This is a genomic window from Acinetobacter geminorum, assembly GCF_013009345.1.
Lineage (GTDB): Bacteria > Pseudomonadota > Gammaproteobacteria > Pseudomonadales > Moraxellaceae > Acinetobacter > Acinetobacter geminorum.
The window spans coordinates 91,328-104,852 of the sequence record NZ_JABELE010000008.1; the positions used below are offsets into that span (position 1 = coordinate 91,328).

At 38.7% G+C, this 13,525-nt stretch carries 13 protein-coding genes and 1 pseudogene; 7 read left to right on the forward strand and 7 right to left on the reverse strand.

Annotated elements, in window-relative coordinates; translation table 11 throughout:
* Positions 1 to 52 precede the first annotated feature (52 nt).
* The 7 genes and pseudogenes from HJG58_RS09275 to HJG58_RS09305 form a co-directional block, all read right to left on the reverse strand.
* On the reverse strand, positions 53 to 2,887 hold the full coding sequence (locus HJG58_RS09275; protein WP_170248666.1) for a host specificity factor TipJ family phage tail protein: 2,835 nt from the start codon (positions 2,885 to 2,887) through the stop codon (positions 53 to 55).
* The gene (locus HJG58_RS09280; RefSeq protein WP_170248667.1) at positions 2,853 to 3,236 is read right to left on the reverse strand and encodes a hypothetical protein; all 384 of its coding nucleotides are present in this window, start codon (positions 3,234 to 3,236) and stop codon (positions 2,853 to 2,855) included. The genes HJG58_RS09275 and HJG58_RS09280 overlap by 35 nt, the downstream gene beginning before the upstream one ends.
* The gene (locus HJG58_RS09285) at positions 3,236 to 3,733 is read right to left on the reverse strand and encodes a DUF1833 family protein (protein WP_140992034.1); all 498 of its coding nucleotides are present in this window, start codon (positions 3,731 to 3,733) and stop codon (positions 3,236 to 3,238) included. The genes HJG58_RS09280 and HJG58_RS09285 overlap by 1 nt, the downstream gene beginning before the upstream one ends.
* Complete coding sequence (locus tag HJG58_RS09290) at positions 3,730 to 4,197, reverse strand: hypothetical protein (protein WP_110138879.1); 468 nt, start codon at positions 4,195 to 4,197, stop codon at positions 3,730 to 3,732. The genes HJG58_RS09285 and HJG58_RS09290 overlap by 4 nt, the downstream gene beginning before the upstream one ends.
* A gap of 533 nt (positions 4,198 to 4,730) precedes the next feature.
* Entirely contained in the window at positions 4,731 to 5,156 is a 426-nt protein-coding gene (locus HJG58_RS09295) for a hypothetical protein (protein WP_002061969.1), read from the reverse strand.
* 80 nt (positions 5,157 to 5,236) lie between these two features.
* Positions 5,237 to 5,614: a hypothetical protein gene (locus tag HJG58_RS09300; RefSeq protein WP_235944497.1), complete on the reverse strand. Its 378-nt coding sequence runs from the start codon at positions 5,612 to 5,614 to the stop codon at positions 5,237 to 5,239.
* Between the two features lie 169 nt (positions 5,615 to 5,783).
* A pseudogene (locus tag HJG58_RS09305) lies at positions 5,784 to 6,369 on the reverse strand (site-specific integrase); the annotation flags it as partial.
* Positions 6,370 to 6,667: 298 nt separating this feature from the next.
* Here HJG58_RS09305 and HJG58_RS09310 point away from each other — a divergent pair.
* The 7 genes from HJG58_RS09310 (at position 6,668) to HJG58_RS09340 (ending at position 13,046) form a co-directional block, all read left to right on the forward strand.
* The gene (locus tag HJG58_RS09310) at positions 6,668 to 7,603 is read left to right on the forward strand and encodes an ABC transporter ATP-binding protein (protein WP_002118101.1); all 936 of its coding nucleotides are present in this window, start codon (positions 6,668 to 6,670) and stop codon (positions 7,601 to 7,603) included.
* Positions 7,600 to 8,373: an ABC transporter permease gene (locus tag HJG58_RS09315; RefSeq protein ID WP_002118099.1), complete on the forward strand. Its 774-nt coding sequence runs from the start codon at positions 7,600 to 7,602 to the stop codon at positions 8,371 to 8,373. Before HJG58_RS09310 ends, HJG58_RS09315 begins: the two co-directional genes overlap by 4 nt.
* The gene (gene queF, locus HJG58_RS09320) at positions 8,370 to 9,182 is read left to right on the forward strand and encodes an NADPH-dependent 7-cyano-7-deazaguanine reductase QueF (protein ID WP_170248668.1); all 813 of its coding nucleotides are present in this window, start codon (positions 8,370 to 8,372) and stop codon (positions 9,180 to 9,182) included. Before HJG58_RS09315 ends, queF begins: the two co-directional genes overlap by 4 nt.
* A 23-nt stretch (positions 9,183 to 9,205) precedes the next feature.
* Entirely contained in the window at positions 9,206 to 9,856 is a 651-nt protein-coding gene (locus HJG58_RS09325) for a hypothetical protein (RefSeq protein ID WP_033847654.1), read from the forward strand.
* A gap of 126 nt (positions 9,857 to 9,982) precedes the next feature.
* The gene (rodA, locus tag HJG58_RS09330) at positions 9,983 to 11,125 is read left to right on the forward strand and encodes a rod shape-determining protein RodA (RefSeq protein WP_170248669.1); all 1,143 of its coding nucleotides are present in this window, start codon (positions 9,983 to 9,985) and stop codon (positions 11,123 to 11,125) included.
* Between the two features lie 19 nt (positions 11,126 to 11,144).
* Complete coding sequence (gene mltB / locus HJG58_RS09335) at positions 11,145 to 12,146, forward strand: lytic murein transglycosylase B (RefSeq protein WP_170248670.1); 1,002 nt, start codon at positions 11,145 to 11,147, stop codon at positions 12,144 to 12,146.
* Positions 12,147 to 12,434: 288 nt separating this feature from the next.
* The gene (locus HJG58_RS09340) at positions 12,435 to 13,046 is read left to right on the forward strand and encodes a septal ring lytic transglycosylase RlpA family protein (protein WP_086265827.1); all 612 of its coding nucleotides are present in this window, start codon (positions 12,435 to 12,437) and stop codon (positions 13,044 to 13,046) included.
* Positions 13,047 to 13,525 lie beyond the last annotated feature (479 nt).

Sequence of the window (13,525 nt, forward strand, 5' to 3'; positions counted from 1 at the left end):
TTTACACCCAATAAAAAAGCCCGCTTTATGCGGGCTTGTGGTTAATCTTGATTTATGGAATTAGGTTGTTGATGTAATCACTATCATTTGAGTAGTAACGTTCGTCATAGTTCACAGCAGTAATCTCACTTTCAAAAGTGGCGCTTGGCGATTTTTCGGAAATGAGATAGGCCTCACTATCTAATTCATTTGACAGTGTGATGGAGTAATTTGTGGCTGTTACTTTGCCATCTGAACTTGTGATCAGTGGCAGTATTGGCAAGCGCTCTAAAACTAAATGCCATTCATCCACACCTTGCGTAACCAGCATTGTTTCTACTGAGCCATTTGATAGCTGCAAATGAATTGTGTATGCCTTTGTAGCATCCAAATGAACAGGCTGTGAGATTTGGATGTTTTGACCAGTCCAAGCTTCAATTTCTCCAGATGTAAAACCACCATCTACACCCAGCGGAACTAAAGTAGGGATAGAATCTTTCACTACTGCAATGCGATCATTAATAGTGATTAAATCCGCTTCACCGTAGGCAGTGAATTGAATTGTCTCTCTTTGATACTTAATCCTGTTCCATGCTCGATGTGCCAAGAAATGCGCTTGAACTTTATTCGTAACACCTATCAAATCAATTTTCTTCGGATTGGTGATACCGTCATTCGGAAGCTTAATGGACTCTTCTGTGTAGTTTTCACTAGCATTTCGCCACGTTGCTTCAACACCATCATATTGCTTGTCCTTGCCAAACCGAGTTGTCACAGTCTCAGATTGAGGCATTTTGTTGCGGTGGTTAAACAAGATCGATGACGATGGATTCACCTTCTCAAATTGAAAATAGATTTTTCCAGATGTCCTTCGCGCATTACAAAATACAGCAGATGCAATTGTTGCAAGCGTCTCTTCGTATGACATGTTGTCGCTATCAAAGGTGTAGTTGAACTCAATAGCATTAGAAGTTCCAAAGTAGGACTGAATCTGGCTTTGAGTTGCATACAAGTCTTGAATATCAACAGTGTCTATAGACCTACGACCTATATAATCATCTCTAGTAACGGCACAAACAATGTCGGCGAACTTCTTAGATGCAATGCGTTCAGGTGATTTAGAACCAGATTCGTATGAAAATACTTTGCGCGTAGCTAGCATATTTAACTCACGCTTTTTTACTCCAGATGTAATGTCATTCGTAACAGTAACTGTGCGAACTAAAGTTACATCATCGTAAGAAAGCTTAGTTAAAGCCGTCATGATGTAAACTGAATGCGCTTGAACTTCATCTACTACCGTACCCTTTGAAGAATGTACAGTAAGACGTCTTAGGCGATATCTAAGACGGCTTGTAGATGGCAGTGTTGCTTTTAGCGTTAAACCAACCGGGCTTGCAATACTCTGAGGATTTCCAAAAAGGTTCTCAGAAATACTATATATCGAACCTGTCGGCATACCAGTTGAATCTAGAAGTTGATATTCCATTTCCAGCTGAACGCCAATAACCTCTTTATAGCCCTTCTCGCCAATATGATATAGGCCCTGTGGCGCATTGAAGTTAGCAAATATTTGGTCGCCTTCAGTGTCGGTTTCATACCAGCCTAACCAATTCTCTTGTGAACCATATAAGCCAACCATATTGCCCGCTGTACTACCCCAATTCTGGAGTTTCAACCAATCTGGATTTATGGCATCAGGCGCAGACAAGGTAATTGATGTGCCAGAGTTAATATTGATTGTGTATGTTCCGTCTAGGTCCATACTGTCGATGTTATCTGTGAGTGTGCCAGAAATAGAGCTAGAGGCCGCTTCTGTCATCTTCAAGAAATTCTGGTTAACAGTCTGTGGATTAACCAATGAAATCTCATAAACCCATGAACCAGCACTACCTGTTTTAACAATATTGCTTACTTCATAAACGCCAGCTAAATCTAGCGTCCCTTCTACCGGATCATCTATTAGTAATGCTTGAATCGTTAAGCCCTTGTATTTTTGAGGCTGGTAAATATCTGTACTTGTTGCGACTGTTAATACATAGTCAAGACCTATATCTACAGTTCCCGATAACAGTTGATCTTTAACCCCGTATTGAGCACCTTCAATAGAAATAGTTTCGCCATTTACGAAAGCTGTTGTAGCGACATTAATAACATTTGGATAAGTAAAGGTAATTGTATTTTCGACAACTCGTGCAGAACTAGGGTTTAAAAGTGTTTGCCCTGTAATGCTTCGGGATTGCTTACCAACTAGCGGAGCGTAATTTAAAACATCTCCATATCGATACATTGGGTTAGTAGTATCAAGGCTTTGATTTGGGTCATATACAGAAACAGACTCGCCATCAATCTGGTTGATTGAAGTTTCTCCCTCTTTCACATCTGATATTTCATAATAACCACGACCCAAACACATCAAGCATTCTTCAATTTCCACATTGTTCTGAAAGTATCGAAGTGGTGGAGCAATAAGATCCGGGATAGCTAGAACTGTACCGTACGGATCAGGAATGCGACCACCAATACGTTGTGTATTTTCACGGTTGCCAAGTTTATTGTTAGATGACGTTTTTTCTATACCTTTGTTCGCATCTGGCATAGTCAAAATTGTATAAATTGAAAAGGCTAGAGATACCACAAGGGATACAGCAGCAATAATAGTAGCTGGCTCACCTGCTTCACAGACAACATCAAAGTCGTGCTTTTTTGACAACATTAATAGTGAAGCTTCATCTATCTTATTTGTAGGTGTTACATCATTGTGGGCACATGCTGGCTGCAAGTAAATTCGTGCATGTGGATGTTTTTTCTTTATGTATTTAAATGCTTCAAGAATCCGATCAGTGCGAACATGTAGAACTTTGTCGTGTCCATCAATTGGATTGGTGAATATGCGTAATCGGCTCATAATAGCGAATCCGTTTGTAGAACTTCTTCAATACTTGAATGTTTAAATAGTGGACACCAAGCTCAGTGAGGTGCAAAACACGCCCACAATAAAAAAGCCCCACATGGGAGCTTTGATTGTGATTTGTCATCAGGACGATGGAGCCGTCAATTGGGTGATCAATTCGCCTGTTTTTTACAACTGTATTGCGTGATGTTTTTAATGTTTCGTGCAGCGATCCAGTCAAACCAATAAAAGAACTGGAGTAATCCTTGTCAAAAATAAAATGGGCCGCTTCAAGCAAAAAATGAACACAATGATAGTTTTGCGGGTCATAGTGTCGATCTAGCAAGCTATCAATACTTTTCATTAGAAGAACCCTTTTAAACTTGGGAACATATCAGTTGTATAAATACGTCCAGTTCCAACGCTATTTAATCTTTGTGCCGCAGCTTCAAAAGTACAGGCCTGATAGTCCTGATTCATTGTTTCAACTTCTAAACCCTGAATAACATCAACCGGAGCAGTTAAGTCACTCGACAAATAAGAGCGATAAATTACTTGTGGCTTCTCTTCGCTGTTCGCATCAAGAATGATCTTGATTAGTTGCGGTACTATCTGCCCCAATTCCCCTATCGTTATGTTGATAGATTGGTCCAGATCATCAGAGGTCTTGCCTTTCTGGATGGCTAGGGGCATATACTCATAAACAGCTTGGGTCGAATCTTCATGGGTAACTGTTATGCCATTTGCATGGTTTGTCACATATCGAAGTGGGTTTGTCCACAAGCTATGCTTAACTTCAATACATTCAAGCAAAACAACTGATGGGCTAGAATCCAAATGAAATTCAGTAATATCACTCATAGGAATGGCTCCAGAGCGTCTGCTGCTGCTTTATTAGCTAATTTTTCTAATGATGGCGATGCTTGAATAAGTCCAAGTCTCCATGCCTCAATGACCTGGTTATCCTCATCTGGGTTTCGTGGTGATGGCTTAGCAACAGCCTCAATATTAGCCCGCCACAAATTACCCTGTTTACTCCATCTCAAAGCCCCTATGAATGCTATCTGATATTCCTTAATTTCCGTGTAATCTAAAATCAGATCCATCAAGAAAGGCTGTGGGTCATATTGATTTGCAAAATAAAAGGTTAGCAATAACTCCATTTGATCAATATCGAGCGACCAACTTAACGGAACGCCATGTGTTGCACCTATAAAATTCCGTCTTTGTCGCGGCATCCCAACTGTGAGTTGCTGGGTTAACACCCCATCTCCCAATGTTGGGTTATAGTCCTGCTCATTGGGTGGCAAGAATAGCTTTCTCATATTTGCCTTTCCTGAATTTTAAACATTAAAAAACCGACCACTTATAGGTCGGCTTAAATATTTAGTTTCATTACATTTTCCAGATATATGTACATATTATCAAAGTGATAAGGATTGCAATAAAGCGCCATGCTTTCATTTCAATACCTCAATCAACTTAGAAGTTGCTGTCAATATTGGTGCTGCTTGCCAAATCAAAATTCCAATTAAAAATACAAAAGCCATGATGTAAGTCCACACCCTTAATACTTTGCTGTTTGAAAGTTTGTTCATCACTTTATCAACCTGTAAATTTAGGTTAAAATTCATCTATGTTCTGATCCTCAAGTCTGGTTTGTGGGTTAGAAACAAAAACCCCAAGAGCTGTGAACTCTCGGGGTTTTGTTTTTTAGAAATGCTTTTGGTAATTTCTGAGATCCAAATAAAAAAGCCGCCCTTAGGCAGCTCTTCGTTTGTTCTCTCTTATACTGTTAACTTCAAACGGTTTTACTTACATTCCGTTTACAGTTTTCTCTTATACGTAGTACTTCTAATTAAGGGTTTTGCTCATCAGCAGGCTTGCCCTGACAAAATTCAACAAGGCTTAAAGTTGAAATATCAGAAACACGGATCTGAATACTTAATGGTCTGCCCGCAGCTGGGAACAATTTTGAGTTTTGAATATATTTTGCATCTTTAAGATACAAAAAATGTTCTTTAAGTGAGTCTGGAAATTTAATTTCCTCACCATCATCTAACTTTTTAATTATCTCTTCTCTTGGCTCTTTGATATGGGAATAAAAGAATTCCTTCCAAAGTGAATTTTCTTCGAGTTCGAAAAATTCTTCTTCACTGATTGCAGTACCAGTAATTACGCTGCCACCAACCCCGACTGTCACATAGAAATCTGGATAATCATCTTCTCTATGTGCATTTTCAGAAATTGCTTTTATCAATAAATTAGTATCATTTCTACTCATTCTTCTTTTCCATAAAGTTTAATTAAGAAGATTAGAATCTATCAAAGAATAAATTTAATAGCCACCGAAGTGGCTACCAATTATTGCCGTCTAGGTGTTGCATTGTAGTTTTGCTTGAATGCCTTGCTGATTCTACTATTAGGGTTTTGAATTCCCTGTAGGAAAACTTTCTCCGCAACCTCCCCAGCAATCTGCCTAATGCGAACATCTAAAGAACCATCATCATTTCTAGTCACGTCAGCAGTTTGACCTTCCATGACATAGACATTCACGATTGGTTCTAGGACAGTTGCACTACCATTAGTAGGATTGGAGTTAATCGCGTTGTACTGGTTCATTTCACGCTGAGAAGCAATAAAATCTGACTGTCCACCAGTCGCGTAGCCTCCACGAATTGACCTTCGCAAACTCTCGAAACCTTGTGGGCCACCTAAAGCTCTGATTTCTTCTTGAGTCAAAACTCCTTCACCCTTGTGGACAACGCCAGCCAGTTCATACTTTCCACCTCGACCAGTGTAGCCGCCAGTGGCGAAACCGACATCAGCAATTGCCCTAATATTACTGAGTATGGTAGCTCCTTGGGCTGCAACTTGCGCCAAGACAGGAATATTTGCAGGAAAACCCAAGCCCCAAAGAGAAAGGCAATAATAATTTGCTGAGTTGAATTTACTGGGACATTGTTATCCCAATTTGCTGCAAGACATAATCTATCAATTTCATCCTGAGCAATTCGTCTATCACGGTGCTTTGATGGTGGGGGTAAAGTCAAGTCGGCCATTGGGGACTCTTTAATCCACTTCCATTCTTTTCGGGCAACAGTAAATAAGGAGGCTAAAATATTTGCTTCACGTCTGACAGTAGCGCCCTGCACCTCTTTTAGCCGGGAGTCACGCCACTGGACTAAATCGTCAGTGGTAACTTTTGACAACTGTTTTTGGCATAATTTCTTATACTCACGTTTAAAGAAAGCCATTCGCTTTACTTCATTCTCATGAGTTTTCTTTTTAACACTCACTTCATTTAAGTAGCGTTCAATAGCTTCTAAAAATGAATGGTCCGGAAGTTTTCCATGTGACTGTTCGCGTAATTGAGTCTCACGTTTTGAGGCCCAAGCCCTAGCCTGAGCTTTTGTATCAAAGGTTGCACTTTCGCGAATTCCGTCTACACTTATCTCGGCTCGCCATGTATCGTTGCGTTGTCTAAATGAAGCCATAATTTTTGTGGCGTAATCTTGGCGTAATTGTGATAACCGAAATAATAGGAAAAAATAAGAAATAATAGAAGTACAGATTATTGGCTAATTTGGCATTTGATTGTTTTGTATGAAATAATAAGAAAAGATAAAAAAACCTAAGAAGTTGTTATTTTTAGTCAAGTGCCCGCCGGGCGCACCAGTTTATATATAATAACTTCATAAACTTATCTCAATTTTATAAAATTCCGACTATTTTACTTGGTTTATTAATCATTATCGCTCAAAATATACCCCTCTTTCATAATGTGAGAATTTCATGACTGATGCTTTGGTTTTAAGAGATTTGTCCAAAACATATCGTAATGGTTTTCAGGCGTTAAAAGGTATTAACCTCACTGTGCCTGAAGGTGAATTTTATGCGTTGTTAGGCCCAAATGGGGCCGGCAAATCGACAACCATTGGTATTATCAGTTCCCTCACGAAAAAAACCGAAGGAACAGTTGAGATTTTTGGACATAATCTCGACACTCATCCATCCTTGGCAAAACAACAACTTGGTGTTGTGCCTCAAGAATTTAACTTTGGACAGTTCGAAAAAGCGTTCGATATTTTAGTCACCCAAGCTGGCTATTACGGCATTCATAAAAAGATTGCAGAAAAACGCGCTGAACATTATTTAGAAAAACTAGGTCTATGGGAAAAGCGTAATATACAAGCACGCATGTTATCTGGTGGTATGAAACGCCGCCTCATGATTGCACGTGCCATGATGCATGAGCCTAAACTTCTTATTTTAGATGAGCCTACCGCAGGTGTAGATATTGAGTTACGCCGTTCTATGTGGGATTTTCTGACCGAAATGAACGAAAGCGGTACTTCTATTATTTTGACTACACATTATCTTGAAGAAGCAGAAATGTTATGTCGTCAAATTGCTATCATTGACCGCGGTGTCATTAAAGAAGACACCAGCATGAAAAGTTTCTTAAACCAGCTGAGTGAAGAATCTTTTATTTTCGATTTGGCAGAACCTATTGCCCCACTCCAGTTAAATATTATTGGTGTGAAGTTCAACTTAATTGATAGCAGCACTTTAGAAGTGACGATGGATAAAGCACATACATTAAATGACTTATTCCAACTTTTAGAATCACAAGGTATTCGTGTTCGTAGTATGCGTAACAAATCGAACCGTCTAGAAGAGCTATTCGTCAAAATGGTCGAGAAAAATCTTGAAGGAGAGGCAAAATGAATTTTAGCCAACTGCAAATTGCCCTCTGGACTCTAGTGCGTAAAGAAGTACGCCGATTTTTGCGTATTTGGCCACAAACCCTATTACCACCTGCGATTACGATGAGTTTGTACTTTGTCATTTTCGGTAATTTGGTGGGATCTCGCATTGGACAAATGGGTGGCGTGAGCTATATGCAGTTTATCGTGCCTGGCCTCATCATGATGGCTGTTATTACCAACAGCTATGCTAACGTATCTTCAAGTTTCTTTAGTGTGAAATTCCAAAAGAGCATTGAAGAACTGATTATGAGTCCTGTACCACTACATATTATTTTGTGGGGCTATGTCATTGGTGGTATTTGCCGTGGTGTATTGGTCGGAGCAATTGTGACGACAATGAGTATGTTCTTTACAGACCTTTTTATACATAACTGGTTCGTGACTATATATACAGTCTTAATTACCTCGGTTCTTTTCTCATTAGGTGGTTTTATTAATGCAGTTTATGCAAAATCATTTGATGATATTTCTATTATTCCAACCTTTGTCCTTACACCTTTAACCTATTTAGGTGGTGTGTTCTATGCCATTAGTGCACTTGGCCCTTTTTGGCAAAAACTTTCTTTAATTAATCCTATTGTGTATATGGTTAACGCTTTCCGTTTCGGCATTTTAGGTCATAGTGACGTGAACGTTACGTTCTCTTTAATCATTGTGACATTATGCTGTGCTGTACTTTACGGAATTGCTTACTATTTACTTGCTCGTGGTTCAGGAATGCGTGAATGAGTGTCGAACAATCTTTATTGGGTAAAGAAACTCAATATCCAACTAACTATCAACCTGATGTTTTATTTCCAATTGCTCGTGCTCAGTCTCGTGAGGCTTATTCGCATATTGAAGGTATTACGCAAGGTAAAGATTGGTGGCATGTTTTTGAAATTTCATGGTTAAATGCTCATGCCATCCCGCAAGTTGCTATTGGCAGAATTACACTGCCCGCCTCTTCACCAAATTTGATTGAATCAAAGTCTTTAAAACTTTACTTCAATAGCCTTAACTTCACTCAGTTTGATTCTAAACAGTCGTTTATTGAAACGGTTGAAAAAGACCTATCTGCTGCGGCAGGTGCAAAAGTTGAGTTAACGTTATTTCAAGTAGATGATTTAGAGATTTCTAAGCCTCAAGGCATTTGTATTGATGACCTAGATCCAGAGCGTTTAGAGCAACATCCAGATGCGACTCTTTTGAAACGAGATGCGTCTGACGAAGAAGTCGAAATTGAACTGTATTCTCATCTTTTAAGAAGTAACTGCCCAGTCACGGGACAACCGGATTGGGGTACAGTTTTTATCCGTTTTAAGGGCAAAAAACCTTGTTATCGTAGTATTTTAGCTTATATTATCTCGTACCGTCAGCATAACGGCTTTCACGAACAGTGTGTCGAGCAGATTTTTGCTGATATTTGGCAAAATTTGCAGCCTGAAAAGCTGATGGTTTATGCAACTTATACTCGTCGCGGCGGACTTGATATTAACCCTTGCCGAGTATCGGATCTTTCATGGATGCCAAAACCGATTCGATTGGCACGACAATAAAACGAATAATTTGAGGATATACCATGCCGTTTTTTGGTTTTACCCCTTCTGAAGGCTTATTGAACGATATACAAACTGGAATTGCGAATAAAAATTCTAGTGAACCTTTATATCCACTTCGCGATAAGATTGCTTTACAACTTAATGAAGAGATTATTGATAATGTCTTAATTCAGTTAGTTCAGCACTTCCCAGCAAGTGAAAAGCGCGATACTGCCGAAAAACTTGCAGGCTATGTCAAATCAACAGTTGCTGTTCTTTTAAAACAATTGTTAAGCAAAGCACCGAACGATGTTGTTAAACAATCAGTAGAGTTCTCTGAAAAAAGCTTATTTAAAGATCCACAAGGTCAATATAAAGTAGGTGTAACTTTAGATGCTGGCCTAGTGACCAACCTTAAGCATAATTTTGCAGAACTTCAGGCAGGCAATGACATTAATAAAGCAGCGTTAGCTGAACTATATAAACAGTTTGGTGATGCTATGGTGAGACACTTTATGTCTGATTTTAACAAGACATTAGATCTTGGCATGATCAAGCGTAAAGCAGCTGATATTGGTGCGGCAGCTGTAACAAAAGCAGTTCATATTGCGATCGATAAATTAATCCCTAGCTTAAATCGCACTGAGCTAAAAGCGATGGCTGAATATCATGACAGTTTATTCTTTAACTAATAAAAAATAGCCTATCGAAAACCTAGCAAGAGCTAGGTTTTTTTATTGCAAAATATTGATATACATTGCCATTAATCAGGTTTATGTTAGCATGCGCCAAGCACTGATTGACCTAGTTAATACCGCATGTCTCCTAGCCCACAATATAAGTTTTTACGCCAAGCTCCTCGAGATGGTCTTAGCACCGCTATGCAACCATCTAAGTGGCAACAACTCCACATTGACCCTTGGTTATGTCTATTTTTGCTCTTAAATGCACTCTTAGGTTTAACTGTACTATATAGTGCTTCGGCACAGAATGTAGGGTTAGTCAGTAAACAAGCCATGAGTTTTGGTATTGGCTTTTTAGTGATGTTTGGTCTAGCCCAAATTCCGCCTAAGGTCTATCAAGCATTTTCCCCCTACTTTTATTTGTTTGGCCTATTTTCGCTTGTGGCAGTTATGGTATTCGGTGAAGTCCGAATGGGTGCTCAGCGCTGGATTGATATTCCCGGTTTCGGAAGTGTGCAACCCAGTGAGTTCATGAAAATCGGTATGCCAATGATGATTGCATGGTTTTTAGCACGAAAACCTCTTCCCCCTAGTTTTTCACAAGTTGTTTTATCATTAATGTTAATTGGTATTCCCTTTTTACTGATTGCAGAACAACCTGATTTAGGGACATCACTTTTAGTATTAGCAAGCGGTATATTTGTCTTATTTTTAAGTGGACTATCATGGCGGATGATTGGAGCTGCAGTAGCATGTGCAGCGATAATAATTCCGATTGCGTGGGAATTTCTTTTACACGACTATCAACGTCAAAGGGTTTTAACTTTACTTGACCCCGAGGCAGATGCACTCGGTACGGGTTGGAATATTATTCAATCTAAAACTGCAATTGGTTCTGGTGGTTTTTCAGGCAAAGGTTTCCTCGAAGGTACACAATCTCACTTACACTTTTTACCCGAAGGACATACTGACTTTATTATTGCTGCGTATTCCGAAGAATTTGGGCTTATTGGTGTACTAATTTTAGTAATTCTTTATTTTGCTATTATTTTTAGAACATTCCAGATCGGTTTACAAAGCTTCCATAACTATGGACGTTTAGTTGCTGGCGCCTTTGGTTTGTCTTTTTTTGTTTATGTATTTGTAAATGCGGGAATGGTCAGTGGTATTTTACCTGTAGTAGGTGTTCCTTTACCTTTTATGAGTTATGGTGGAACAGCTATTATTACTTTAATGGCCACCTTTGGTTTAGTCATGTCCATTCATACACATCGATAATCTGGAATTTTAAAACGATATGTTGTCTCAACACTTAAATAAAACTTTAAAAATGCTCGCTTTGTGTACTGGTCTAATCAGTACAAGTCATTTCGCTCAGGCCAACGATTTTGCCACACATCCTGATTATTTGAATTTTAAACAAAAAGCCATGAGCGCTTATGGTTTAAGTAGCGTCCAAGTCGATGCAGCCATGAGTGGTGCAAAAAATTTACCAAACATTCTAAATATTATGACTCGCCCAGGTGAAAGTAAGCCTTGGTATGACTATCGTTCTATGTTTTTGGTTGAAGGAACAATTCAACGCGGTGTCCGTTTTAAAAATCAATATGCAGATGCTTTAAATCGCGCAGAGCAACAATATGGCGTACCTCAATCTGTCATTTTAGGCATTTTGGGTGTTGAGACAGGTTATGGCGCAAATAAAGGTTCTTTTATTACACGTGATGCCTTGGCCACACTTGCTTTTGGCTACCCTCGCCGTGCTGAATATTTTGGTGATGAGCTAGCTGCTCTTATTGCATGGACTTATAAAGAAGGCTACCCAACAAATAGTATTGTAGGTTCCTATGCAGGGGCGATTGGCTATCCACAATTTATGCCAAGCAATATTAGTAAATATGGGGTGGATTATGATGGTAATGGACATATCGACTTAAGAAATTCAGCAGAAGATGCAATCGGGTCAATTGCAAACTATTTAGCAAAAAAGGGTTGGCAACGGGATCAACCAATTGGGTTTATGGCACGTTACACTGGGTCAAATCCGGAAAGCATTATTGCTAAAGATTTAACGCAACCTTTTCCATATGGCGCATTAAAGACGCTCGGTATTTCTCCGTTGAATCCTTTAGTTAAAATTGATGATCTCGATATGGTGAATGTTATTCAATTACAAGACTATAATGGTCCAATTTACTATTTAACTTACCCAAATTTTCAAGTGATTACGACTTATAACAAGAGCCGCATGTACGCTACTGCTGTATGGTTATTAGGCACTGAAGTAGCTAGCCGATAGGCTAGCTTTTTATACTTTATGTAAAAGTCAATAAATATTTTTGTTAAATAGATCACAATACATACATTTTTAATAACTTGTTACATTATTGATTACTTTTTAACCTAAAACTGTAAGTTTTTGCCCTTTTTGTAAAGATTTCTCGTTAAAGACTAGACACTCTCCGTAACCGATGAATATTATCCACCCCAATATAGCAATTGCAAAAGTGAATAATAAGGCATGTTCACTTTAAATTTCAGTCAATGGCTGAAAGAAAAAAGTACATGTTCTCAGGAGTTTATACAAATGCAGTTATCGCTGAAATACGTTCTTGCACTGACGGCTAGTTTAAGTATGGCCCCACTGCACGCTGAAATGGTGCAGTCATCATCATTAAACAGTGATGTAGATGGTCCTAATCTAGCAGCACGTGTATTGAGTAAAGATACTCAAAACTTTAATTCTCGTTTTTCTAACATTAACAGTCTTTCAATCACTGAACGTTCTGGCGATCAAATCCGTCGTCAAGCTATCGCAGCAAAAATTGAAATCCCTGAAGATGAGCCTTCAGTGATTGAAAAACTTAACACAGTAGCTTCAAACACTGTTCGTAAGTTTAGCCAAACTGGTGTAGCATCTTGGTATGGTCGCCAATTCCATGGTCGTAAAACTGCAAGTGGTGAAACATTCGATATGAATGCTCTAACTGCTGCTCACCGTAGCCTACCATTGAACTGTTACATTCGCGTAACGAATAAGGACAATGGTAAAAGTGTAGTTGTAAAAGTAAATGATCGTGGTCCTTTCCATGGCAATCGTGTACTTGACCTATCATACGGTGCAGCTAAACGTCTTGGTATTACTAATGCCGGAACTGCAAAAGTAAATATTGAGCGTGTTGATGGCCCAACTTCATAAGTTATAGCCTCTCGAGTTCATGTAAAAAGCCGCAATTTTTTTGCGGCTTTTTTTATATTTTAAGTTATTAAAATGATGCCTAACTTAAAGTTAAAAAATCCTCTTTTTTAACCCTTATCTAACTCCGAATTTGAATATTTTTTAAACAAAAAACCATGTTTATTTAGTACAAGTCAATTTCAACTCTAATTTGCGTTTAGAGCGACTTTATTAAATTTGCGCTACCCTAGTACCATTTTTCCAAAATAAAGGCTATTTATGGCGTTTTTAGAGTAGATGAGTAGAGCTTTTTCATACAATTTTCCCATCAATCTCAAAATCACCCTTTTTTAGATGATTTCATCATTGAGCAATACAAAAAAAATATTATGAAAAATTGCATCATTTTTGAGGTCGAATTGACCATTTTTTTCAATCACAGTCACATTATTTTTTCGTCTGCTCTTTCCTAGATTTTTTTAACGCAATGCTCCCTATAG